Source organism: Luteibacter sp. W1I16, assembly GCF_050434905.1.
Classification (GTDB): Bacteria; Pseudomonadota; Gammaproteobacteria; order Xanthomonadales; family Rhodanobacteraceae; genus Luteibacter.
Genome location: NZ_JBNDJJ010000001.1, coordinates 2,627,125 through 2,649,486 on the forward strand (window position 1 = coordinate 2,627,125; position 22,362 = coordinate 2,649,486).

General features: G+C 66.5%; 16 protein-coding genes, 1 pseudogene and 1 riboswitch. Of the genes and pseudogenes, 13 read left to right on the forward strand and 4 right to left on the reverse strand.

Features of this window, described 5'->3' with window-relative positions:
• Positions 1 to 4 precede the first annotated feature (4 nt).
• Together QFZ41_RS11550 and QFZ41_RS11555 are read left to right on the forward strand one after the other, a co-directional pair.
• Complete coding sequence (locus QFZ41_RS11550) at positions 5 to 3,139, forward strand: efflux RND transporter permease subunit (RefSeq protein ID WP_429198909.1); 3,135 nt, start codon at positions 5 to 7, stop codon at positions 3,137 to 3,139.
• Positions 3,140 to 3,433: 294 nt separating this feature from the next.
• Complete coding sequence (locus QFZ41_RS11555; protein ID WP_429198910.1) at positions 3,434 to 5,671, forward strand: NADP-dependent isocitrate dehydrogenase; 2,238 nt, start codon at positions 3,434 to 3,436, stop codon at positions 5,669 to 5,671.
• A gap of 286 nt (positions 5,672 to 5,957) precedes the next feature.
• On the opposite strand, the gene QFZ41_RS11560 is transcribed toward QFZ41_RS11555, so the two are convergent.
• Both QFZ41_RS11560 and QFZ41_RS11565 read right to left on the reverse strand, forming a co-directional pair.
• Positions 5,958 to 6,905 (reverse strand): aldo/keto reductase, encoded by a 948-nt coding sequence (locus QFZ41_RS11560; RefSeq protein ID WP_429198911.1) that lies wholly within the window; start codon positions 6,903 to 6,905, stop codon positions 5,958 to 5,960.
• Positions 6,906 to 6,968: 63 nt separating this feature from the next.
• A complete protein-coding gene (locus QFZ41_RS11565) occupies positions 6,969 to 7,163 on the reverse strand; it encodes a hypothetical protein (RefSeq protein WP_429198912.1) in 195 nt (64 codons plus the stop codon).
• Between the two features lie 121 nt (positions 7,164 to 7,284).
• On the opposite strand from QFZ41_RS11565, the gene QFZ41_RS11570 reads away from it, so the two are divergent.
• The 4 genes from QFZ41_RS11570 to QFZ41_RS11585 all read left to right on the forward strand — a co-directional run bounded on the left by QFZ41_RS11570 (position 7,285) and on the right by QFZ41_RS11585 (position 12,036).
• Positions 7,285 to 8,193 carry a LysR substrate-binding domain-containing protein gene (locus QFZ41_RS11570; protein WP_429198913.1) on the forward strand — a complete coding sequence of 303 codons (909 nt, stop codon included), beginning with the start codon at positions 7,285 to 7,287 and terminating at the stop codon, positions 8,191 to 8,193.
• A gap of 284 nt (positions 8,194 to 8,477) precedes the next feature.
• Positions 8,478 to 8,657, forward strand: coding sequence for a hypothetical protein (locus QFZ41_RS11575; RefSeq protein ID WP_429198914.1), 180 nt, complete (start codon positions 8,478 to 8,480; stop codon positions 8,655 to 8,657).
• Positions 8,658 to 8,813: 156 nt separating this feature from the next.
• The gene (gene mgtA, locus QFZ41_RS11580) at positions 8,814 to 11,441 is read left to right on the forward strand and encodes a magnesium-translocating P-type ATPase (protein WP_429198915.1); all 2,628 of its coding nucleotides are present in this window, start codon (positions 8,814 to 8,816) and stop codon (positions 11,439 to 11,441) included.
• A gap of 112 nt (positions 11,442 to 11,553) precedes the next feature.
• A complete protein-coding gene (locus tag QFZ41_RS11585) occupies positions 11,554 to 12,036 on the forward strand; it encodes a hypothetical protein (RefSeq protein WP_429198916.1) in 483 nt (160 codons plus the stop codon).
• A gap of 141 nt (positions 12,037 to 12,177) precedes the next feature.
• Here the strand turns inward: QFZ41_RS11585 and QFZ41_RS11590 are convergent, their stop codons facing one another.
• Together QFZ41_RS11590 and QFZ41_RS11595 are read right to left on the reverse strand one after the other, a co-directional pair.
• The gene (locus QFZ41_RS11590) at positions 12,178 to 13,998 is read right to left on the reverse strand and encodes a diguanylate cyclase (protein WP_429198917.1); all 1,821 of its coding nucleotides are present in this window, start codon (positions 13,996 to 13,998) and stop codon (positions 12,178 to 12,180) included.
• Positions 13,999 to 14,016: 18 nt separating this feature from the next.
• Positions 14,017 to 14,298: a hypothetical protein gene (locus tag QFZ41_RS11595; protein ID WP_429198918.1), complete on the reverse strand. Its 282-nt coding sequence runs from the start codon at positions 14,296 to 14,298 to the stop codon at positions 14,017 to 14,019.
• A gap of 192 nt (positions 14,299 to 14,490) precedes the next feature.
• Between QFZ41_RS11595 and QFZ41_RS11600 the strand changes: the two are divergent.
• The 7 genes and pseudogenes from QFZ41_RS11600 to QFZ41_RS11630 all read left to right on the forward strand — a co-directional run.
• Positions 14,491 to 15,567: pseudogene (locus QFZ41_RS11600) on the forward strand (acyltransferase family protein); the annotation flags it as partial.
• Between the two features lie 23 nt (positions 15,568 to 15,590).
• Positions 15,591 to 15,821, forward strand: a riboswitch (cobalamin riboswitch).
• 121 nt (positions 15,822 to 15,942) lie between these two features.
• Positions 15,943 to 17,817 carry a TonB-dependent vitamin B12 receptor gene (btuB, locus tag QFZ41_RS11605; protein ID WP_429198919.1) on the forward strand — a complete coding sequence of 625 codons (1,875 nt, stop codon included), beginning with the start codon at positions 15,943 to 15,945 and terminating at the stop codon, positions 17,815 to 17,817.
• 25 nt (positions 17,818 to 17,842) lie between these two features.
• Positions 17,843 to 18,424 (forward strand): hypothetical protein, encoded by a 582-nt coding sequence (locus tag QFZ41_RS11610; RefSeq protein ID WP_429198920.1) that lies wholly within the window; start codon positions 17,843 to 17,845, stop codon positions 18,422 to 18,424.
• A gap of 23 nt (positions 18,425 to 18,447) precedes the next feature.
• Positions 18,448 to 19,050, forward strand: coding sequence for a cob(I)yrinic acid a,c-diamide adenosyltransferase (gene cobO / locus QFZ41_RS11615; protein WP_429200222.1), 603 nt, complete (start codon positions 18,448 to 18,450; stop codon positions 19,048 to 19,050).
• The gene (locus QFZ41_RS11620; protein WP_429198921.1) at positions 19,047 to 20,336 is read left to right on the forward strand and encodes a cobyrinate a,c-diamide synthase; all 1,290 of its coding nucleotides are present in this window, start codon (positions 19,047 to 19,049) and stop codon (positions 20,334 to 20,336) included. Before cobO ends, QFZ41_RS11620 begins: the two co-directional genes overlap by 4 nt.
• Complete coding sequence (gene cbiB / locus QFZ41_RS11625; RefSeq protein WP_429198922.1) at positions 20,333 to 21,241, forward strand: adenosylcobinamide-phosphate synthase CbiB; 909 nt, start codon at positions 20,333 to 20,335, stop codon at positions 21,239 to 21,241. The genes QFZ41_RS11620 and cbiB overlap by 4 nt, the downstream gene beginning before the upstream one ends.
• Positions 21,234 to 22,358: a threonine-phosphate decarboxylase gene (locus QFZ41_RS11630; RefSeq protein WP_429198923.1), complete on the forward strand. Its 1,125-nt coding sequence runs from the start codon at positions 21,234 to 21,236 to the stop codon at positions 22,356 to 22,358. The genes cbiB and QFZ41_RS11630 overlap by 8 nt, the downstream gene beginning before the upstream one ends.
• The last annotated feature ends 4 nt before the right edge of the window (positions 22,359 to 22,362 follow it).

Genomic DNA, 22,362 nt, shown 5'->3' on the forward strand with positions numbered 1-22,362 from the left:
CCCCATGAACATTTCCGGCCCCTTCATACGCCGTCCCATCGGCACCTCGCTGCTGGCGATCGGCATCTTCGCGGTCGGCATCATCTGCTATGCGTTGCTCGGCGTCGCCGCGTTGCCGAACATCCAGTTCCCGGCGATCTTCGTCCAGGCGCAGCAATCCGGCGCCGACGCGAGCACGATGGCCTCCACCGTGGCCGCGCCGCTGGAACGTCACCTGGGCCAGGTGCCGGGCGTGGAGTCCATGCGTTCGAACAGTTCCGAAGGCAGCGCCTTCGTGTTGTTGTTCTTCCAGAACGGCACCAACATCGACGCCGCCGCGCGCGATGTGCAATCCGCCATCAACGCCGCCCAGCCCGACCTGCCGCCGGGCCTGTTGAACGCGCCGTCGTATACCAAGGCCAACCCGAACGACGATCCCATCATCGTGCTGGCGCTAACCTCCGACACGGTGGCGCCGACCGCGCTCTACAACGTGGCGGATTCGATCCTCGCCCAGCGCCTGCGCCAGCAGGAAGGCATCGCCACCGTCGATATCGCCGGCAGCGCCACGCCCGCCATCCGCGTGGACGTGAACCTGCGCGCGCTGAATGCCATGGGACTGTCGCCGGACCAACTGCGCAACGCCCTCACCGCCGCCAACGTGACCTCGCCGCAAGGCTTCCTCAGTGACGGCGTCACCACCATGGCGGTGACGGCCACCGATTCGCTGCATACGGCCGAAGAGTTCGCCAACCTGATCATCGGCGTGAACAACGGCGTGCCTATCCGCCTGTCCGACATCGCCAAGGTCTACGACGGGCAGCAGGATGCCTACCAGGCGGCCTGGTTCAACGGCAAGCCCGGCATCCTGATGTACGTCTACAGGAAGGCCGATGCGAACGTCATCGACACCGTGGACCGGATCAAGGCGCAGATACCGACGATGCAGGATTGGCTGCCGGCTGGCGTGCAGTTGCATTCGTTCTTCGACGGCACGCCGACCATCCGCGCCTCGTTGCACGAGGTGCAGGCCACGCTGCTGATCAGCCTCGCCATGGTGATCATGACGATGGCGCTGTTCCTGCGGCGGCTGGCGCCGACGGTGATCGCTGGCCTCGCCGTGCCGCTCTCGCTGGCCGGCGCCTTCGTGGTGATGTACGCGTTCGGGTACACATTGAACAACCTCACGCTGCTGGCCCTGGTGATCGCGATCGGCTTCGTCGTCGACGACGCCATCGTAGTGATCGAGAACGTCATACGGCACATGGACGAGGGGATTCCACGCTTCGAGGCGGCCTTGCTCGGTGCGCGCGAGATCGGGTTCACGATTGTCTCGATCACCGGTTCGCTGGTGGCGGTGTTCATCCCTTTGCTGCTGGCCCCGGGCATCATCGGCATGTTCTTCAAGGAATTCACGATCACGCTGGTCGCCGCGATCGTGGTATCGGCCATCGTGTCGCTAACCCTGACGCCTTCCTTGTGCGCCCACTTCCTCACGGCGCACAAGGACGACAAGCCGGAATCGAAGCTGGGCCAGGCGCTGGAGCGAATGCACGAGCGCCTGCTCGGGATGTACCGCGTGGCCCTGGACTGGACCCTGCGTCATGCCCTGCTCATGGCGATCACGCCGTTGATCCTTGTCGGGGTGACCTTCGTGCTCTTCGGCATGGTCAAGGGAGGCTTCTTCCCGCCGCAGGACACCGGCCTGATCGGCGCCCGCGCCACCTCCAGCTCCACGGTATCGTTCGGCGAAATGAAGGTGCGTCAGGCCCGTCTCACCCAGATGCTGCTGGACGATCCCGCCGTGAAGGCGGTGGGCTCGCGCCTCGGCACCAGCCGTACGGGTTCCAGCGGTTTCTTCAACATCGAATTGAAGACCAAGGCGGAAGGCCGCAAGGAAAGCACCTTCGTCGTGCTCGACCGGCTGTCGGCCAAGGCCAACAAGTATCCCGACCTCAACCTGCGCCTGCGCCCGATCCAGGACCTGCCCACCGGCGGTGGCGGCGGCAACACGCAGGGCGGCCAGTATTCGGTGTCGCTGAAGGGCAACGACATTGTCGAGCTGCAGACCTGGCTACCCAGGCTGGTCGACGCGCTGAAGAAGAACCCGATGCTGAAGGACGTCGGCAGCGACATCGACGCCGCGGGCCTGCGCCAGAACATGGTGATCGACCGCGATACGGCGGCACGCCTCGGCGTGTCCATCGGCGACATCGACGGCGCGCTCTACAACGCGTTCGGCCAGCGCGCGGTCTCGACGATCTATTCGGACATCAACCAGTACCGCGTGATCGTCAACGCACTGCCGCAGATGGCGGCCACGCCGGAATCGCTGAACCAGATCTACGTGCGTTCCAGTTCCGGCGCGATGATCCCGATGACCGCGGTGACCAAACAGGTGCCGGGGCTCGCGCCCACCCAGATCGTGCACGAGGACCAGTACACGAGCATGGGTGTCAGCTTCAACCTCGCACCCAATGTCAGCATGGGCGAGGCGATGGAGATCATCCAGAAGACGATCGACGGCATGCGCATGCCTGGTGACATCCGCCTCGACGCCGGCAGCGATTTCCGCCGGTTCCAGCAGTCGCAGAGCGACATGCCGCTACTGATCCTGGCGGCGATCGTCACCGTCTATCTGTTGATGGGCATGCTCTACGAGAGCCTCATCCATCCTGTGACCATCCTCTCGACCCTGCCCGCCGCGGGCGTGGGCGCACTTGCCGCGCTGGTGATCACCGATACCGAACTGTCGGTGATCGCGATGATCGCCCTGGTGCTGCTGATTGGCATCGTGAAGAAGAACGCGATCATGATGATCGATTTCGCCCTCGTGGCGCAGCGCGAGCACGGGCTCGATTACAAGGGCGCCATCCGCGAGGCCTGTCTCGTCCGCTTCCGCCCGATCATGATGACGACGATGGTGGCGATCCTGGCCGCCACGCCGCTGGCGATCGGCCTGGGCGAGGGCGCCGAACTGCGCCGGCCGCTGGGTATCGCCATGATCGGCGGCCTGGTGATTTCGCAGAGCCTGACCTTGCTCTCCACGCCGGCGCTGTATGTGATCTTCGCCTGCCTGTCGGAGCGCTGGAAGGCGCGCAAGGCGAGGCGGCTGGCGCGGAAGAGGGAGCGGCGCGCCCTGCGCGCCGCCGGAACCTGAATCGCCGACAGGGTCGGCTCCCACCCGGCGCAGGTCCCCGCTTGGTGGGAGCCGACCCTGTCGGCGATCCCGCGGCAGCGGGCCAGGCCATGGCAAGCACCCGTCGCCGCTTAAGCGGCTTCCCACCAGGCCACCCAGTTCCCACCCGGCACAACACCCATACCCCCCGATCGCTTTCCCCCTCCCGCCGAATCGGGCCACAATGGACAGGTTTCCCGCTCGCCGGTGCGCCCTCGAGGCCTGCGCCGGTGCGCCCCATGACCTGGCCCACTCAAGCATAAGGCTCGCCGAATCATGTCCAGCTCGCCCAAGATCATCTACACGCTCACCGACGAAGCGCCGTTCCTCGCCACCGCCTCGTTCCTGCCTATCGTCGAGGCCTTCGCCGGCACCGCGGGCGTGGCGGTGGAAACGCGCGACATCTCGCTGGCCGGCCGCATCCTGGCGCAATTCCCCGAGCGCCTCACCGACGCGCAGAAGATCGGCGACCACCTCGCCGAACTGGGCCAGCTGGCGACCACGCCGGAAGCCAACATCATCAAGCTGCCGAACATCAGCGCCTCCGTACCGCAGATGAAGGCCGCGGTTCGCGAACTGCAGTCGCAGGGCTATGACCTGCCGGACTACGTGGATGCCCCCTCGACCGACGAGGAGAAGGAAACCAACGCGCGTTACGGCAAGGCCATGGGCAGCGCCGTGAACCCCGTACTGCGCGAAGGCAACTCCGACCGCCGTGCGCCGCTTTCGGTCAAGAACTACGCGCGCAAGCATCCGCATCGCATGGGCAAGTGGTCGCCGGAGTCGAAATCGCATGTCGCGCACATGGATGGCGGCGATTTCTACGGCAGCGAGAAGTCCGCCACGCTGGACAAGGCGGGCAGCCTGCGCATCGAGTTCACCGGCAAGGACGGGTCGACGAAGGTCCTGAAGGACAAGGTCGCGGTGAAAGCCGGCGAGATCGTCGACGCCGCGGTGATGAGCCGCAAGGCCTTGGCCGCGTTCATCGACGCGCAGATCGCGGACGCGAAGGCCAAGGGCGTGCTGTTCTCGCTGCACCTGAAGGCCACGATGATGAAGGTCTCCGACCCGATCATGTTCGGCATCGTGGTGCGCGAGTTCTACAAGGATGTGCTGGCGAAGCACGCTGATACGCTCAAGCAGGTGGGTTTCGATGCCAACAATGGCATCGGCGACCTCTATGCACGGCTGGACAAGCTGGACGCGGGCACACGCGCGCAGATCGAGGCCGATTTGAAGGCGGAGTACGCGCAGCGTCCCGCCTTGGCGATGGTCAATTCCGACAAGGGCATCACCAACCTGCACGTGCCCAGCGACGTGATCGTCGACGCCTCGATGCCGGCGATGATCCGCGACTCCGGCTGCATGTGGAATGCGGAGGGCAAGTTGCAGGACACCAAGGCGGTCATTCCCGACCGTTCCTATGCGGGCGTCTATCAGGCCGTGATCGAGGATTGCATCGCGCATGGCGCGTTCGATCCGGCCACGATGGGCAGTGTGCCCAACGTGGGCCTGATGGCGCAGAAGGCCGAGGAATACGGTTCGCATGACAAGACCTTCCAGATCCCGGCCGACGGCACCGTGCGTGTCGTCGCCGACGATGGCACCGTGGTGTTCGAACACGCCGTCGAGGCGGGCGATATCTGGCGCATGTGCCAGACCAAGGACGCGCCGGTCCAGGACTGGGTGAAGCTCGCGGTGCAGCGCGCACGCCTCTCGGCCACGCCGGCGGTGTTCTGGCTGGACGCGAACCGCGCGCACGATGCCCAGGTCATCGCGAAGGTCGAACGCTACCTCAAGGACCACGACACCAGCGGGCTCGACATCCGCGTGCTGCCGCCGGTGGAAGCGACACGGTTCTCGCTGGAGCGCATCCGCAAGGGCGAAGACACCATTTCGGTCACGGGCAACGTGCTGCGCGACTACCTCACCGACCTGTTCCCCATCATGGAGCTGGGCACCTCCGCGAAGATGCTCTCCGTCGTGCCGCTGATGGCCGGCGGTGGCCTGTTCGAGACCGGCGCGGGCGGTTCGGCGCCGAAGCATGTGCAGCAGTTCGTCGAGGAGGGCTACCTGCGCTGGGATTCGCTGGGTGAATTCCTGGCCCTGGCCGCTTCTCTGGAGCACCTCGCCGAGCGCTACGACAACAAGCACGCCCGCGTACTGGCGAAGACGCTGGACCAGGCCAACGGCCGCTTCCTCGACAGCAACAAGTCGCCCGCGCGCAAGGTCGGCGAGATCGACAACCGTGGCAGTCACTTCTATCTGGCGCTGTACTGGGCGGAAGCGCTCGCCGCGCAGGATGACGACGCGGATCTGAAGGCCCGCTTCACCGCGGTGGCGAAGACCCTGGCGGCGAACGAGGCGAAGATCGTCGCCGAACTCAACGGTGCGCAGGGCAAGCCGGTGGAGATCGGTGGCTATTACCACCCCGACATGAAGCTGGTGAGCGCCGCCATGCGTCCCAGCGCCACGTTCAATGCGGCACTGGACGTGTTGGTGGCCTCGCGCTGATGGGGATGTGAGTCCGTCGCAAGCACCCATCGCCGACAGGGTCGGCTCCCACCATGATCATGAGCTTGCAAGGTCTGGTGGGTCTGGTGGGCTTGGTGGGCTTGGTGGGCTTTGGGTGGGAAGCCGCTTAAGCGGCGATCCCGCGGCAGCGGGCAAGGCTACCGCAAGCACCCATCGCCGCTTAAGCGGCTTCCCACCCAAAGCTCGGTTCCCACCAAGCCCGGTTCCCAGCGGGCCGGTTCCCACGAGGGTTCTCCCTCTGGGACACCGACTTCTGCTTCGCTGATCAATAGGCGCTGGCGGCCTTGAGGGTCGCCAAGTCCGCCGGCGTCAACTCGAGCGTCGCCGCCTTCGCGATCTCGTCCAGTTGCTCCACCGACGTGGCACTGGCGATGGCGGCGGCGATCGAGGGTTGCGCCATCACCCATGCAAGCGCCACTTGTGCCGGCTTCGCATCGCGCGCCTGCGAAACCTCATCCAGCGCCGCCAGGACGCGATAGCCCCGGTCGTTGAGGTAGGCCTTCACCTTGCCGCTACGGGCGCTGCTCTTGGACAGGTCGGCCTCGCTCCGGTACTTGCCGCTGAGGAAGCCGCTCGCCAGCGAGTAATAGCTGATGACGCCGACATCCTCTTTCACGCATAGCGGTTGCAGGGCTTCCTCGAAGCCCTGGCGATCCATGAGGTTGTATTCCGGCTGCATCGACTCATAACGCGCCAGGCCTTTCGACGCACTCGTGCTCAAGGCGTCGTCCAGCCGTGTGGCGTCATAGTTCGAAGCGCCGATCACACGTACCTTGCCCGCATTCACCAGGTCGTCGAACGCGCGCAAGGTCTCTTCGAGAGGCACCTTCGGGTCGTCCTCGTGCGACTGGTAGAGGTCGATGTGATCGGTTTGCAGGCGGCGCAGGGAATCCTCCACCGCCTCCTTGATGTTGGTGGGCGATAGGCCGGGATAACGCGCCCACTTGCCTACCTTGGTGGCGATGACGACCTTGTCGCGCTTGCCGCTCTTCTTCAGCCACTTGCCGATGATCGTCTCGGACTCGCCACCCTCGTTACCCGGTACCCACGCTTCGTAGACATCGGCCGTATCGATAAGGTTGAACCCGTGGTCCACGAAGGCATCGAGGAGGTCGAACGAGCGTGGCTCGTCGACACTCCAGCCGAAGACGTTGCCGCCAAAGGCGAGCGGGGCGATCCGCAGGGGCGAACGCCCGAGGTTGCGTAACTTCATGCGTCATCTCCGATGAGGGCGGAAACGCCCATGATGACGCAAGGCAGGTTCAGACGGCGTGTTTCAGCAGGTCGCGCAGGCAGGGCTTCCCGGCAGTCGCGCCGTGGTTTTCACGGTGTCCTTGCGCGGGGTGGCCACGACCTTGGCGGCACCCGCACCGCGGTCCACCACGGTTTCGTCACGTCCCAGCCGGAGCACGAGCTCGCGGTTGACGATGTGGCCGTGCATGAAGGCAAGGCCGGTGAAGATCGATGCCATGACACCCCTCCCGTTACACCGTCCGCAAACAGGCTTGCGGCTTTCGGTGAGGTAAAGGGTGCCCGTTCTAACGCGAGCCAAAAAGCGATATGTTTGCAACCCGGCCTTGAGGAATTTTCACATGTCCCGCCTCCCGCTCGGTCTGCTTCAGGGGTTCGTCCTGGTCGCCCGCACGGGCAAGCTCTCGCGTGCGGCGGAACAGTTGAACCTCACGGTCAGCGCGTTGAGCCACCAGATCCGCAACCTCGAGGAACGCCTGGGACGCTCCCTGTTCGACCGCGGGCCGCGCGGCGTCACCCTGACCGCCGACGGCGCCAATCTGCTCGAAGCCATCGGCCATCATTTCGAAGGCATCGAACACGCACTGAGCCGCTACGAGGGACGCCATCAGGACGCGGTGACGCTGAGCATCATGCCCTCGGTGGCGTCGAGCTGGCTGGTGCCTCGCCTGCCGCGTCTCGTGGGCAAACATCCGGAACTGGAACTCAGCCTGCATTCTTCCGTGTCGGTGGTCGATTTCGACCGCGAACCTACCGTTGACCTGGCATTCCGCTACGGCCTCGGCGCGTGGCCACGCACGAAAGCGGACCGCCTGTTCGACGAGTACATCGTCCCCATCGCCAGTCCATCGCTGGTACGCCGCATGGGCGGCTTGCCGGATACCTCGCTCGCGGGATGGCCGCTGCTCGGCGACCCGTCCGGCCGCTGGAACGACTGGGCGGAGGCCTTCGGCATGCCGCTGCCGTCACGCTACGTCGCGCGCTTCGACAACACCGAGCATTTGCAGCGGGCGGTGCTCGAAGGCATGGGCGTGGCGTTGGGCCGCCTCGTCATGGCGCGCTCGCTGATCGAATGTGGCGCCTTGACAGTGCTGTGCAAGGAGCGCATGCGCGTCGCCGAGGCGTATTACCTCGTCTATCCGAAGCGCTCGGAATCGCACAGCGGCGTGGCGCGTTTTCGCGAGTGGCTGCTGGGCGAGGCAGCCGAATACGAGGCTGGCATCAAGCACGGCTTGCCCCTGCCGGCCTGAATCCTCCCGATCCGGTGACTTTCGCTTGACCGCGCTTCGCTGCGGCGCGACAATCCCCCGGCTACCGCACGGGGTCTCGTGCGGCGGCAACCCTCTTAGCTTATCCAGGCATATGGACGTCTACCCTAGTCGACGCGCCGGCTCCCGCACGCATCGGGTCCCGGCGCTGGCAAAACTCATCGCCCGCGGCGACCGTACCCGGTCGGCCGGCGCTTTCCTCCGCTAGGGAAAGTCCGGCTCTCCTCGTCGGAAGCCGTGAGCTTCCGTTATTCGAGGATTGAGCCATGAACCTCCAGCTCGACAAGACCGCGCCGCGCATGTTCGGCCGCCGTCTCGCTTTCGCACTCGCCCGTCGTCGCGCCACCGGTCCGGTGCCGGCCAAGCGCACGATCACCGTGCCGCGTTCGCTCGAACCCGCTGAAAGCTCGTTGAAACCCGCGGATGCCAAACTTCCGAGGCCATGAACAGCGACATAGACACTACGGCGCGGCTCACGCCGTCCGCCGTCGATATCCATAGCGACACCGAACGTCGGCTCCGCGCCGGCGCGCTCGCCTTCGGCTAACCGCCGACGGCCGCTCGCGCCTGACCGGACCGCGCGTCCGGAGAGGTAGCGAGCCATGAAGATCCACACCTCGCAGGCGGCCGTCGCCGCCAAGATCTATACCCAGGCCACCGCGGACGCCTATCGTCCCGCGGATGAATTGCTGCGTGCGCTGGACGCACGTCCGGATGGCCTCGACGAAGCCGCCATCGCCGAGCGCCTCGACCGCGACGGCATCAATGAAGTCGGCCATGAGAAGCCGCCGCACTGGTCGATCCAGCTGGTGCGTGCCTTCCGCAATCCCTTCATCATCGTGCTGCTCGTGCTCGCGGGGGTGCAGCTGTTCACCGAACCCGACGACGTCACCGGTCCCGTCATCATCGCGGTGATGGTGGCGATCAGCGTGCTGTTGTCGTTCACCCAGGAATTCCGTTCCTCGCGCGCGGCGGAGAAGCTGAAGGCGATGGTGCGTAACACGGCCACCGTCACCCGCCGCGCGGACGACGGCCACGCCGAACGCATCGAGGTACCGGTGGAGGAGCTCGTCGTCGGCGACATCGTCCATCTCGGCGCCGGCGACATGGTGCCCGCCGACCTGCGCCTGCTGGCGGCGAAGGACCTCTTCATCAGCCAGGCGATCCTCACCGGCGAGTCGATCCCCGTCGAGAAGGCCGCGCCCAACGGCACCACCGCGGGCGATATCTCGTCCGGCCCCCTCGAACTGCCGACGCTCTGCTACATGGGCACCAACGTGGTGTCCGGCACCGCCACGGCGGTGGTGCTGGCGACAGGGGGGCGCACCTACCTCGGCTCCCTGGCGCACACCCTCTCGGGCGAGCGTGTACAAACCAGCTTCGACCGCGGCATCTCTTCGGTGAGCTGGCTGCTGATCCGCTTCATGGCGGTGATGGTGCCGGTGGTTTTCCTGATCAACGGTTTCGACAAGCACGACTGGCTGGAAGCCTTCATGTTCGGGCTTTCGGTGGCGGTGGGCCTGACACCGGAAATGCTGCCGCTGATCGTCACCGCCAACCTCGGCAAGGGCGCCCTCGCCATGTCGAAGCGCAAGGTGGTGGTGAAGCGCCTCAACGCGATCCAGAACTTCGGCGCGATGGACGTGCTGTGCACGGACAAGACCGGCACCCTGACACTCGACAAGATCGTGCTCGAGCGCCACGTCGACCTCAATGGCGACGACTCGGACGAGGCGCTGGAGTACGGCTACCTCAACAGCCGTTTCCAGACCGGCCTGCGCAACCTGATGGACAAGGCCGTGCTGGCCCACCGCGACCTGGAGCCCGTGGCGCATCGCTTCCACGTGGTGGACGAGATTCCCTTCGATTTCCAGCGCCGCCGCATGTCGGTGGTCGTGGCGGACGGTAAGGGCGAGCAGTTGCTCGTCTGCAAGGGTGCGGTAGAAGAGATGCTGGCGATCTGCAGCGAGGCCCGCATCGGCGACGTGACCGAGCCGATGACGGCCGAGAAGCGCACCGAGATCCGCGCGATGACCCGTCGCCTCAACGAGGACGGCCTGCGCGTGCTGGTCGTGGCCGTGCGCCGCGATCCCACGGGCGAACGCGCCTATGGCGTGGCCGATGAACAAGGCCTCACCGCCGTCGGTTGCCTGGCCTTCCTCGACCCGCCGAAGGACTCCGCCGCCACCGCCATCCGCGCGCTCAACCACCATGGCGTGATGGTCAAGGTCATCACCGGCGACAACGAGGCGGTGACGCGGAAAATCTGCACCGAGGTCGGCCTCGACGTGGAAGCATCGGCGCAGGGCCGCGACATCGAGCAGCTGGACGACGAGGCGCTCGACGCGATGGTGGAGAAAACCACCGTCTTCGCGAAGATGTCGCCGGTGCAGAAGGCCCGCGTCGTGCGCGCGCTCCAGCGAAAAGGGCACACCGTCGGCTTCCTGGGCGACGGCATCAACGACGCGCCCGCCTTGCGCGACGCCGACGTGGGTATCTCGGTCGATACCGCGACGGACATCGCGAAGGAGTCGGCGGACATCATCCTGCTGGAAAAGAACCTCATGGTGCTGGAGGAGGGCGTGATCGAAGGACGCGTCACCTTCGGCAATATCATGAAGTACATCAAGATGACCGCCAGCTCGAACTTCGGCAACGTCTTCAGCGTACTGGTGGCCAGCGCCTTCCTTCCGTTCCTGCCGATGCTTCCTTTGCAGATCCTCGTGCAGAACCTGCTCTATGACCTCTCCCAGCTGTCGATCCCGTTCGATCGCATGGACGAGGACTACCTGCGCCAGCCGCGCAAGTGGGACGCCGGCGACATCGGCCGTTTCATGGTCTGGATCGGCCCGGTCAGCTCGGTGTTCGACATCACCACGTTCTGGCTGATGTGGCACTGGTTCGGCGCCAACGACGTGGCCCACCAGTCGCTGTTCCAGTCGGGCTGGTTCATCGAGGGCCTGCTCTCGCAGACCCTGATCGTGCACATGATCCGCACGCGGCGCATCCCGTTCCTGCGCAGCATGGCGTCCGCACCGGTGCTGGCGTTGACCGGCGCGATCATGGTCGTCGGCATGCTGATCCCGTATTCGGGCCTCGGCGCGCGCATCGGCATGCATCCCTTGCCGGGCATCTACTTCGCCTGGCTGGCGCTGACGCTGGTGTGCTATTGCGTGCTCACGCAGGTGGTGAAGACGATCTACATCCGGCGCTACGGGCGCTGGCTATAGATTCTTCCTACCTGGCGGCTGACCGGGTGGCTACACGCATGCGTGGGCGTAGCGGGACATACGCGCCTTCGCGATGAGCGTCTCATGGTGGCTCCTCAACCAAGGAGTCACCATGATGCTTCGAAACGTGCTCGCCGCCGCTCTCTTTATCCTGCCTGCCGCTGTCTTCGCCCAGACCGCGCCTGCTCCCGCCCGCTATGTCGACGCCATCGACTGGCCGGCGTCGGAGCAGGGCATGGATCGCTTCTTCGAGGCGGAAGTCCGGCTCAACGCCGGCTTCGAGAAGATCTGCGGCGATACCTTCTGCGAAGGCGAATATGCCAACCTGCGCCCGATGCAGCTTCGCTGCTCGGTCGACAGCACCAAGGGCACCATGAAGCAGTGCCTCTGGCTGTTCTCGGGCAGCACCGCCGCGGTGAACCCCAAATCCGGCGCCGTGCAGACCGCGGCCAAGCTCTTCAAATGCAAGCTCCTGCTCGCCAAGGACACCCCGGTGGACAAGTTCTACGAGGTGATGAACGGCGACGACGCGCTGCACGCGAAGTTGCCGATGTCGCGTTACTCGGTTTACGACGGGCTGGTGGGTTGCCTGTAACCACCGTTTCACAGCGTTGATCCACCGTCCCGCCGCACGCCTACTGGCGGCGGGACGGTTCCGCTGGTTTGCTCGATGCACCCACAATCATCGCGATGCGGTGTTGCGCCTGTGCGATGGCGCGGCGCTGCGCCGTATCGCCTAGCGGCGGGTCGCCCAGGCCGACGACGCGGGCGGCATGGTGTCGGCCCGCTCGGATTCCGGCAACGGATCCTCCGGCATGGCGATCTCCACGCGGTTGCGCCCGGCGGCCTTGGCCCGGTAGAGGGCCTCGTCGGCCTTCGCCAGCAAGCGGTCGAGTTGCTCGCCGTGGCGTGCGGTGCAGGCCACGCCGAAACTCGCCGTGACATGGGCCGTGGACGGCCCGCCGGCGGGTGGCGCGGCGAGTGCCGCGCGGATCAGGTCCGCACGCTTCGCGCCGGCGGCTTCGTCCGCGTTCGGCAGGAGGATGCCGAATTCCTCACCGCCCAGCCGTCCGAACACGTCTCCTTCGAGCACGTGGTCGCGGCATTCGGCGACGACGCGCAAGAGCACCCAGTCGCCTTCGGCGTGCCCATAGGTGTCGTTGACCAGCTTGAAATGGTCCAGGTCGAACAGGATCAGGCACGAAGGCTTGCCGGTCTTGCGCACGTTCTGCAAGACCTGCGTGGCTTCCTCGACGAAATGCTGGCGGTTGCAGATGCCGGTGAGGCTGTCACGGCGCGCCATGCGCATGAACCGCAACTGCGAGCGCTTGGTACGGACCAGCCACAGGCCGATCGCCGCCAACACGGTGAGCAACAACAGGATGTAGAGCCGGCTCGTCTCCATCGAGCGCCGGTCCACTTCGCGTTGCAGGTGCAGGATCTGGTTCTGCCGATCGAGCGCGTCGGCTTCCATGCGGCTGGAAGCCACCTGCTGTTTCACCACCTGGTAGGCGAGCGCACGCGCCGTCACATCGTCGAGGTAGCCCTTGTCCGCCTGCATGTAGCGTTCGAGCCAACCGGTCGACGCGCGGAAATCGCCGCGCTGCTTCGCGGCCAGATACAGCGTCCGCAGCGCCACGGCCAGGGGTTCGGAGTATTCCCCCGCGATCGAGCTGTCGACCGCCGCGTGGGCGTATTTTTCCGCGGCGTCCACGTTGCCGGTTTGCCAATGGCCCTCGGCGAGCAGCGACTCGAACTGCGAGATAAGGCTCGGATACTGGTCGCGCAGCACCGCCGGGTAGTGTTTCTCCAGCATGGCCACGGCATCGGCAGCGCTCCCGCTGCGGATGGTCCCTTCGGCCACGTCCGCGCGAAGTGCATTGGCGATGAGGTTCTCGCCCGCGGCTTCGCACGCGGCGATGCCCTGGGTGAAGCGGGGGTCGGCGCCCTCGATGCGCTTGCCGCGATAAAGCGCATGCAGCTTGATGAAGGTGCCCTTGCATGCGCTGTCGCCGGTGGGCGTGCTTTCGATCATGCGCTCGGCGTATTCGGCGGCCATGTCGTACTGGCCGGCGGCGGTGAGCATCTGTGCCGCTTCGCCCAGGCCCTGGAGCCGCGCCTGCGGGTCGCTCACCTCGGGCAGCGTATCGGTGAGTTCGGTCAGGCGTGAAAAGGCCTCCTGGTAACGGTGGCCGATGCCCAGGATGTTGATCAGCGTGGCCGTGGCGCGGAAGCGCAGCGTGATGTCGGACGAACTGCCGATCACGGCCTCCAGCAGGGGCACGGCGGCTTCGTAATCGCCGGCATAGGCGACCTGCCAGGCTTCGAGATAGCGCAGGTGGGCCCGCTGTGCCGCGCTCAGCCGCGCGGCGTCGTGGCCGAGCCGGGCCACGGTGTCCATGAAGGCGGGGTGGTCGGAGGTCTTGGTGGCATCGGCGCGCGCGAGGGTCGCGGTCGCGTCCTCGCCCGGCGTGAGCTGAGCGAATGCGGCGCCGGCGTACGCCGCCAGCGTGAATGCGATCATCCATCCCAGCCTGCGTCCGATGCGACCGTTCATGCCACCGTGGCCTCGCGCTCAGGCGTCCGAGGGATCGGGAACGGCGGGTGTCTCGGGTACGTCCTTCGCGGGCGCTTCGGACTCTTCCTCGCTCTGCGGCGTATCGCCGAGCTGGATACTGTTGAAGGTGCCGGGCGCGACGCGGTCGCGCAGTGCTTTCTCGTCACCGGCGAGGATCGCGGCGGCCAGCGCGCCGTCTACGGCGGCCTCGGCCAGTTCATGGGCCAGTTCGGCCGGACCGGCGGCGCGCAACGTGGCGTCGCCACCCATGCGCTCCAGGAAATCGATAACGTCAGACATGTGTGCCCCTTGATGAGACGCCGGACGACCTCCCCCGGTCCCCGTGCGCGTGGCGATCATAGCGCGGTGGGGCGCGGGCCGTCGGTTCGGGCCGTCCATGGCGCCATTTGCCCCCGGAATGCCATGAAGGGGCCCCAGGCATGGCCGCCGGCGGCCCCACGCTGTCCCGACCATCCAGGGGGACGTCCGACCATGCACCGAACGCCAGGGCTCGACTCGCTCCGCGCCGCCGCCATCGCCTGGGTGATGCTTTTCCATAGCTATCTCGTCGGTGGGTTGGGCGAGGGGTTTTCCGCATTGGAACAGTCCGGCTGGATGGGCGTCGACCTGTTCTTCGTGCTCAGCGGCTACCTCATCGGCTCCCAGGTGCTGAAATCCCTCGCCGCCACGGGGCGGCTGGACTTCGCCGCCTTTTACGGCCGGCGTGCGGCGCGCATCCTGCCCGCGTTCTTCGCGGTGCTCGCGCTGTACGTGCTGTGGCCGGCGTGGCGGGAAACGCCGGGGATGCAGCCGCTATGGCAGTTCCCGACCTTCACCTTCAACCTGCTGTTCGACAACGGCGACAACTACGCCTTCTCCCACGTGTGGTCGTTGTGCGTGGAAGAGCACTTCTACCTGTTGTTTCCCATTCTCGCCTTCATCCTCGCGCGCAAGCCCGCCGCATGGAAGTTCGCCGTCGTCGGCGCCGTGGTCGCCGCCGGCGGCATGCTCGTGCGCGGATGGTCGTGGACGCACTGGTTCGCGCCGGCGCTGGCGGCGGGCGAGAACGTCGGCACCGTCTACCTGCGTTACCTGTACTACCCGACGTGGGCCCGCCTCGATGGGCTGCTGGCCGGTGTCGCACTGGCCGCCTGCGGCGTGTACCGTCCGCAGGCCATGGCATGGTTGCGTACGCGGGTGAACGGCTTGCTCATCCTCGGGATGCTCCTGCTCGCGGCCGCCCTCGTGCTTTTCGACGGCGCGCGCACGGCATTCTGGCCCTGCGTCGCGGGCTACCCGTTGATCGCGCTGGCGATGGCCGCCTTCGTGGCCGCGGCCAGTGGCGATACCTGGCTGGCGCGGCTGGATATCCCGGGCGCGGGCTGGCTGGCCCGCGCCTCCTACAGTCTCTATCTCAGCCACAAGGGCGTCTTCCACCTCGTGCAAACGGCTCTGGACGGCCAACTGGCCGACCACCGGTTCCTGCGTTTCGCCATCTATGCGGCCGCGACCCTGGCCGGTGGCGCCGTCTTGCATTACACGGTGGAGCGGCCCTTCCTGCGCTGGCGCGACAAGCGCGCCGCGCGTTCGGATACACTGTCGCCGCCCAAGGTGATCCACGGCGTTCGCGCCGGGGATTGAAACGGGAATCCGGTGACGTGCGTGGCCCGACAAGGCCGCCACCATTCCGGAGCTGCCCCCGCAACGGTAGGCGAGCAAAAGGTCGGCATCGAGCCACTGTGCCAAGGCATGGGAAGGCGCCGTCCCCGCAGGGATTCCCTGCGCTCGCGAGCCCGGAGACCGGCCTCGAGGTACACCGGACAGGCGGAGGGCCATGTCGTGGGTGGCCGACAGCCTTCCGCCGCCGGCGATCCCCGCCATCCCGCTTCCCGTCCCTCGCCATTCATGCCGCGCGGGTAGGCGCGGTGAGCAGGGAGTCACCCCGTGTCATTTCGTTCCTCCAGCCTCGCGGTCGCCATCGCGGTGGCTTTCCTCACGCCGGCCGCGGCGTTCGCCGATGCGTCCACCGACCTCGACCAGGTCGTCGTCACCGCCAGCCGCACCGACCAGACCCTCAACCAGGTGCTCGCCGCCTCCACGGTGATCGACCGGGCCGAGATCGAGCGGTTGCAACCGCGATCGCTGGCCGACCTGCTGCGCGGCACGCCCGGTGTTTCGATCGCCAACAACGGTGGGCCCGGCAAGGCCACCTCCGTGTTCCTGCGCGGTACCGAGGCGGACCACGTGCTCGTGCTGGTGGACGGCGTGAAGATCGGCTCGGCCACGTCCGGCACCGCGGCGTTGCAGGATATTCCGGTCGACCAGATCGAACGCATCGAGATCGTGCGCGGCCCGTATTCGAGCCTGTATGGCTCCGACGCCCTCGGCGGTGTCATCCAGATTTTCACCCGCCATCCCGAGGGTGGCTTCGTTCCCCATTTCTCCGTGGGCGTGGGCAGCTACGACACGCTGCGCGGTTCGGCGGGCTTCGCTGGCCGCGGTACCCGGGGCTGGTACGCGGTGGAGGCGAGCCACGACCAGACCGATGGCATCAACGCCTGCCGGGGCAAACCCAGTCCGGGCGGTGGCGGCTGCTTCACCTATGAACCGGACAAGGACGGCTACCGCAACAACGCGCTGTCGTTGAAAGGCGGCTGGCGATTCGACGAGCAATGGGATGCGGACGCCAGTGCCACGCGCACGGAGGGACGTAACCACTACGACGGCACCAGCAGCAACTTCGCCGAATCGGCCACTCAGGTCGTCGGTGGGCGCGTGCGCTACAAGCCGTCGCAGGACATGCTGTTCACTGCCAACCTGGGCCGCAGCGAAGACCTGTCCACCGATTACGAGAACGGCGTCTACGCCGATACGTTCAATACGCATCGCGACGTCGCCTCGATGCAGGCCGATCTGGGCCGCGTGGGCGGCGCCGCCGGTCTCACCACGCTCGGCTTCGACTGGCAACGCGACCGTGTCGTGGGTAACACCGATTACCTCGTGGACGCGCGGCGCAATCACGCTTTATTCGCGCAGTGGCAGCAGGAGTTCGGGGCCAGTTCGGTGCAGGGCAGCCTGCGTCGCGACGAGAACAGCCAGTTCGGTGGAAAGACCACCGGTAGCCTGCAGTACGGCTATGCGCTGACGAAAACCCTGCGCGTCACGGGTAGCTACGGCACCGCGTTCAAGGCGCCGACCTTCAACGATCTCTACTACCCCGACTACGGCAACCCCGACCTCGGCCCCGAGACCTCGCGGAACTGGGAACTGGGTGTGCGCGGCACGCCCGGCTGGGGCAACTGGTCGATCAACGCCTTCCAGAACAAGATCGACCACCTGATCGTGTTCGACTCCGGCCTGAGCGGACCGTTGTTCCCCTTTGGCGGGGCGAACAACATCGACCGTTCGCGTATTCGCGGAGCCGAACTGGCGGCGGACACGACCCTAGGTGACTGGCGGCTCGCCGGCAACGCGACATGGTTGCAGCCGGAAGACGATAGCGACGATGCCTCGCATGGCAACCTGTTGCCACGCCGCGCGCGCCGCACCGCGCATGTGGATGTCGACCGCAGCTTCGGCGCATTCAGCGCCGGTGCGAGCGTGTTCGCCTCCGGTTACCGCTACGACGATACCGCCAATGCCCACCGGCTCGGCGGCTATGCGTTGACCGACCTGCGCATGGCATACGCCTTCGACGCGGCATGGAAGGTCGAGCTTTCGGCCAACAACGTCTTCGACCGCCATTACGAGACGGCCCGTTACTTCAACCAGCCGGGCCGCAACTGGATGCTCACGCTGTGCTACCAGCCCCGTTCATAACCGTGCATACATCGAGGACTATCCGATGAAACCGCTTTCGCGTCCCCTGTTCACCGCTGTCGCCGCGTTGTTCGCCTTGCTCATGATCGGTACGCGTTTCTCTCATTTCGGGGACGCGCTGCACCTCCCCGATGCCTCGATGGGGTTGTTCTTCCTGGGCGGCATTTACCTGCGCAAACATCTGGCCTTCCTCGGCTTCGTGCTGCTTTCGGTGCTGATCGACTGGTATTCGGTGAGTTATGCCGGGGTGAGTGACTTCTGCATCACCGTGGCCTACTCATTCCTGCCGCTGGCCTATGCGGTGCTGTGGTACGCGGGGCGGTTCCTCGCGCCACGCTTCGACGGATCGCTTGCCTCGCATGCGATGGTGTTCGCGGGCATCGTGGTCAGCGCCACGCTCTCCTATGCGATCTCCAACGGCGCGTTCTACTGGCTGGGTGGGCGTTATACCGATCCGAACATGGCCCAATACGTGCAGCGCTTCGCCCAGTGGGCACCGCTGTTCGTTCGCGCGGCGTCGGGTTACGTGCTCGCGGCACAGCTGGTCCAGGCCCTGGTGTTCCGCTTCGCTCCACGTGCGGACGACGGCAAGACGGCAAGCGCATGAACGACGCGGTGCCATGGCAGGATATGGACGAGGATGCGCGCCATCGGGATCGGATGCGCCGCAAGAAGGAGTTGATCGACCGGCGCATCGCCAAGGCGACGATCGACCGCGGCGTGCTGGTGGTGAACACCGGCAACGGCAAGGGAAAGAGTTCGTCGGGCTTCGGTATGCTGGCGCGGTCACTCGGCCACGGATTCCGCTGTGGCGTCGTGCAGTTCATCAAGGGTAGTTTCTCCACCGGCGAGGAGGCGTTTTTCCGTATGTTCGAGGACGGCCCGCTGGACTATCACGTGATGGGCGAGGGCTACACCTGGGAGACCCAGGACAAGGCGCGCGACGTGGCCGCGGCGATGGCGGCGTGGGAGGTGGCCGAAGGCATGCTTCGCGATGCCACCTATGATTTCGTGCTGCTCGACGAGCTCAACATCGCCCTGGTGAAGCGCTACATCCCACTCGACCGCGTGCTGGAAGCCCTGCGCCTGCGGCCCGAACGGCAGCATGTCGTCATCACCGGCCGTGGCGCGCCCGATGAACTCGTCGCCGCCGCCGACACCGTCACGGAGATGCGCGTGATCAAGCACGCTTACCAGGCAGGCATCCGCGCGCAGAAGGGCGTCGAGCTGTGAGCCGTACCTGTCCCGCGTTGCTGGTTTCCGCGCCTGCGTCGGGGCAGGGCAAGACCAGCGTCACCGCCGCGCTCGCCCGCGCCCATGCGCGGCGGGGACGCCGCGTGCGCGTGTTCAAGACGGGACCGGATTTCCTCGATCCGATGATTCTCGAACGGGCAAGCGGAGCGCCCGTATACCAGCTAGACCCCTGGATGGGTGGGGACGACGACGTTCGCGCACGGCTTCATGCCGCCGCGGGCGAGGCGGACCTGATCCTCGTCGAGGGTGTGATGGGCCTGTTCGATGGTGCGCCGTCGAGTGCGGACCTGGCCATGGCTTTTGACTTGCCGGTGATGGCGGTGATCGACGGCAGCGCCATGGCGCAGACGTTCGGCGCGCTGGCCCATGGGCTGGCGAGCTACCGGCCCGGCTTGCACGTGCAAGGTGTGCTCGCCAATCGCGTGGGCGGCGAGTACCACGCGGGATTGTTGCGCGACAGCCTGCCCCCGGGCATGGCGTGGTACGGCGCATTGCCGCGCGACGCGGCCATGGCCTTGCCGGAGCGGCATCTGGGTCTCGTCGCGGCGGCGGAACTGGCCGATCTGGATGCGCGGCTGGATGCGCTGGCGGATGCGCTACTTGCGCAGGGGCCGGTCGATCTGCCGCCTCCCGTCGTCTTCGATGCGCCGCCATCGATCGTCTCTTCGGTACGCCTGGACGGCGTACGCATCGCCATCGCGCGCGATGCGGCCTTCGCCTTTCTTTATCCCGCCAACCTCGACGTGCTTCGCGACGCGGGTGCGGACCTGTGTTTCTTCTCTCCCGTGGCGGGCGATCCGCTGCCCGGATGCGATGCGGCCTGGTTGCCCGGCGGTTATCCCGAACTGCATATCGACGCGCTCGCCGCACGCGACGACCTGCGTCGCGATCTGCGCGCGCACGTCGATGCGGGCCGTCCGCTGCTCGCCGAGTGCGGTGGACTGCTCTACGCGCTGGACCGCCTCGCCGATCGCGATGGCCATGAAGGTGCGATGGCGGGCTTGGTGCGTGGCCACGCCGCGATTCAGCCGCGGCTGGCGGCGCTGGGCATGCAGGCCGTCGAGTTGCCGGAGGGAAGCCTGCGTGGCCACTCGTTCCACTACGCGCAGGCGACGATGGAGGCGACGCCGCTGGCCGTGGCAAGCAATCCCCATGGCGGCCCCACGGCGGAGAAGGTCTATCGCCGCGCACGCATGACGGCGAGCTTCGTGCACTTCTACTTTCCGTCGAATCCCGACGCGGCGTGCCGGCTCTTCCTGCGATGACGATGTTGCTGGCGATGTTGCTGGCCCTGGTGCTGGATGCCGTCTTCGGCGAACCACGACGCTTCCATCCGCTGGTCGGCTTCGGTGTGCTGTCCAATACGGTCGAGCGCCGGCTTCATGCCGACCGTCGTATGGCGGGTGTCGCCGCGTGGACGCTCGCCGTGCTCCTGCCGGTGGCATCGCTCTGCGGACTACGCGCCGTGTCACCGCCGCTCGTGGCCTTTGCCCTCGACGTGCTCGTGCTGTACTTCGCCCTGGGCCGACACAGCCTCGCCGAACACGCGCGGCCGGTGGCTGCCGCCTTGCGCGATAGCGATCTGCCACGGGCGCGTGCCGCCGTGGGCCGCATGGTGAGCCGCGACACGGACGCATTGGATGCCACGCATGTCGCCGCGGCCGGTACCGAGTCGGTGCTGGAGAATGGCCACGATGCCGTGTTCGGCACGCTGTTCTGGTTCGCCGTGCTCGGCGCGCCCGGGGCCTTGTTGTTCCGCCTGGCCAATACGTTGGACGCGATGTGGGGCTACCGGAGCGCTCGCTACGAGCATTTTGGCTGGGCCGCGGCGCGGGCCGACGACATGCTCGGTTACGTACCGGCCCGGCTCACCGCGCTCAGCTATGCCGCCGTGGGCGATGCCGTCACGGCTCTCCATTGCTGGCGCACGCAAGCCCCATCATGGGACAGCCCCAACGCGGGGCCGGTGATGGCTTCCGGCGCGGGTGCGTTGCGTGTGCGCCTGGGTGGCCCGGCTCCTTATCACGGCCGCTGGGAAGACCGGCCCGTGCTTGGCAAAGGCGAGGCGCCCGACGCGTCCTCGATAGTCCGTGCATTGCGTCTGGTGGATCGCGCGGTCGTCGCCTGGATGGCCGTCGTACTGTTGGTGGGAGTGGCGGCGCATGCTTGAACACGGTGGACGTCTTGGACGCGCCGCACGCGAGTTCGGCATCCCACGTGAGGAATGGCTCGACCTGTCGACGGGGGTGAGTCCTCGTGGGTGGCCCGTGCCTCCGGTGCCGGCCGACTCGTGGCGGCGTCTTCCCGAGGACGACGATGGCCTCCTGGAGGCCGCGCGCGCTTACTACGGCACGCCACATTTGCTGCCGGTCGCTGGATCGCAAGCCGCCATCGCGGCTCTGCCGAGACTGCGTGCGCGTTCGCGCGTGGGCGTGATCGCACCCAGCTATGCGGAGCACGCGCACGCGTGGCGGCAAGCGGGCCACGATGTCGTGGCACTGCCGCTTCCGGAGCTGCTCGCACGCGCTTCGGAATTCGACGTCGTCATCGTGATCCGCCCGAACAATCCCACCGGTACGTACCTCGACAGCGAGACCCTGTTGGCCTTGCACTCCAGGTTGTCCAGGCCTGCTGTTGTGGGAGCCGCTGCCGTGGTTGAGCCTGCTCTTGTGGGAGCCGCTTCAGCGGCGATCCCGCGGCAGCGGGCCAATTCGAGTCAAGCACCCATCGCCGCTGAAGCGGCTCCCACAAGAGCAGGCCCCATGGTAAGCAACGAGCCTTGGCTCGTGGTGGATGAGGCTTTCATCGACGCACGGCCGGACGAAAGCCTGGTGCCGTATGTACGTGACGGTTTAATCGTCCTTCGCTCCGTCGGCAAATTCTTTGGCCTGGCGGGCGCGCGTGCGGGGTTCGTCGCCGCAAGCCCCGCCTTGCTCGACGCATTGGCGGAAGTGCTCGGCCCGTGGACACTGACCGGGCCGACCCGGCATGTGGTGACACAGGCACTGATGGATCGCGCATGGCAGGCATCGGCGCGCGCATGGCTGCACGAGACATCCGCACGCCTGCGCGACCTGCTGACGAAGCACGGCCTGCGTCCATCCGGTGGCTGTGAATTCTTCCAGTACTGCGAGCGAGCGAACGCGAAGGGTCTGCACCGGTTGCTGGCGCGACACGCGATCCTCGTCCGGCATTTCGACGCCCCGCAGGCCCTGCGTTTCGGCTTGCCCGCGGATGACGACGCTTTCGCGCGACTGGATCGTGTGCTCACGGAGCTCGTGCGGTGAGCGC

Bases quoted from the DNA above. Each gene is read 5' to 3' on its own strand.
- QFZ41_RS11550 (WP_429198909.1), top strand. From the start codon at position 5: ATGAACATTTCCGGCCCCTTCATACGCCGTCCCATCGGCACCTCGCTG.
- QFZ41_RS11555 (WP_429198910.1), top strand. From the start codon at position 3,434: ATGTCCAGCTCGCCCAAGATCATCTACACGCTCACCGACGAAGCGCCG.
- QFZ41_RS11560 (WP_429198911.1), bottom strand. From the start codon at position 6,905: ATGAAGTTACGCAACCTCGGGCGTTCGCCCCTGCGGATCGCCCCGCTC.
- QFZ41_RS11565 (WP_429198912.1), bottom strand. From the start codon at position 7,163: ATGGCATCGATCTTCACCGGCCTTGCCTTCATGCACGGCCACATCGTC.
- QFZ41_RS11570 (WP_429198913.1), top strand. From the start codon at position 7,285: ATGTCCCGCCTCCCGCTCGGTCTGCTTCAGGGGTTCGTCCTGGTCGCC.
- QFZ41_RS11575 (WP_429198914.1), top strand. From the start codon at position 8,478: ATGAACCTCCAGCTCGACAAGACCGCGCCGCGCATGTTCGGCCGCCGT.
- mgtA (WP_429198915.1), top strand. From the start codon at position 8,814: ATGAAGATCCACACCTCGCAGGCGGCCGTCGCCGCCAAGATCTATACC.
- QFZ41_RS11585 (WP_429198916.1), top strand. From the start codon at position 11,554: ATGATGCTTCGAAACGTGCTCGCCGCCGCTCTCTTTATCCTGCCTGCC.
- QFZ41_RS11590 (WP_429198917.1), bottom strand. From the start codon at position 13,998: ATGAACGGTCGCATCGGACGCAGGCTGGGATGGATGATCGCATTCACG.
- QFZ41_RS11595 (WP_429198918.1), bottom strand. From the start codon at position 14,298: ATGTCTGACGTTATCGATTTCCTGGAGCGCATGGGTGGCGACGCCACG.
- QFZ41_RS11610 (WP_429198920.1), top strand. From the start codon at position 17,843: ATGAAACCGCTTTCGCGTCCCCTGTTCACCGCTGTCGCCGCGTTGTTC.
- cobO (WP_429200222.1), top strand. From the start codon at position 18,448: ATGGACGAGGATGCGCGCCATCGGGATCGGATGCGCCGCAAGAAGGAG.
- cbiB (WP_429198922.1), top strand. From the start codon at position 20,333: ATGACGATGTTGCTGGCGATGTTGCTGGCCCTGGTGCTGGATGCCGTC.
- QFZ41_RS11630 (WP_429198923.1), top strand. From the start codon at position 21,234: ATGCTTGAACACGGTGGACGTCTTGGACGCGCCGCACGCGAGTTCGGC.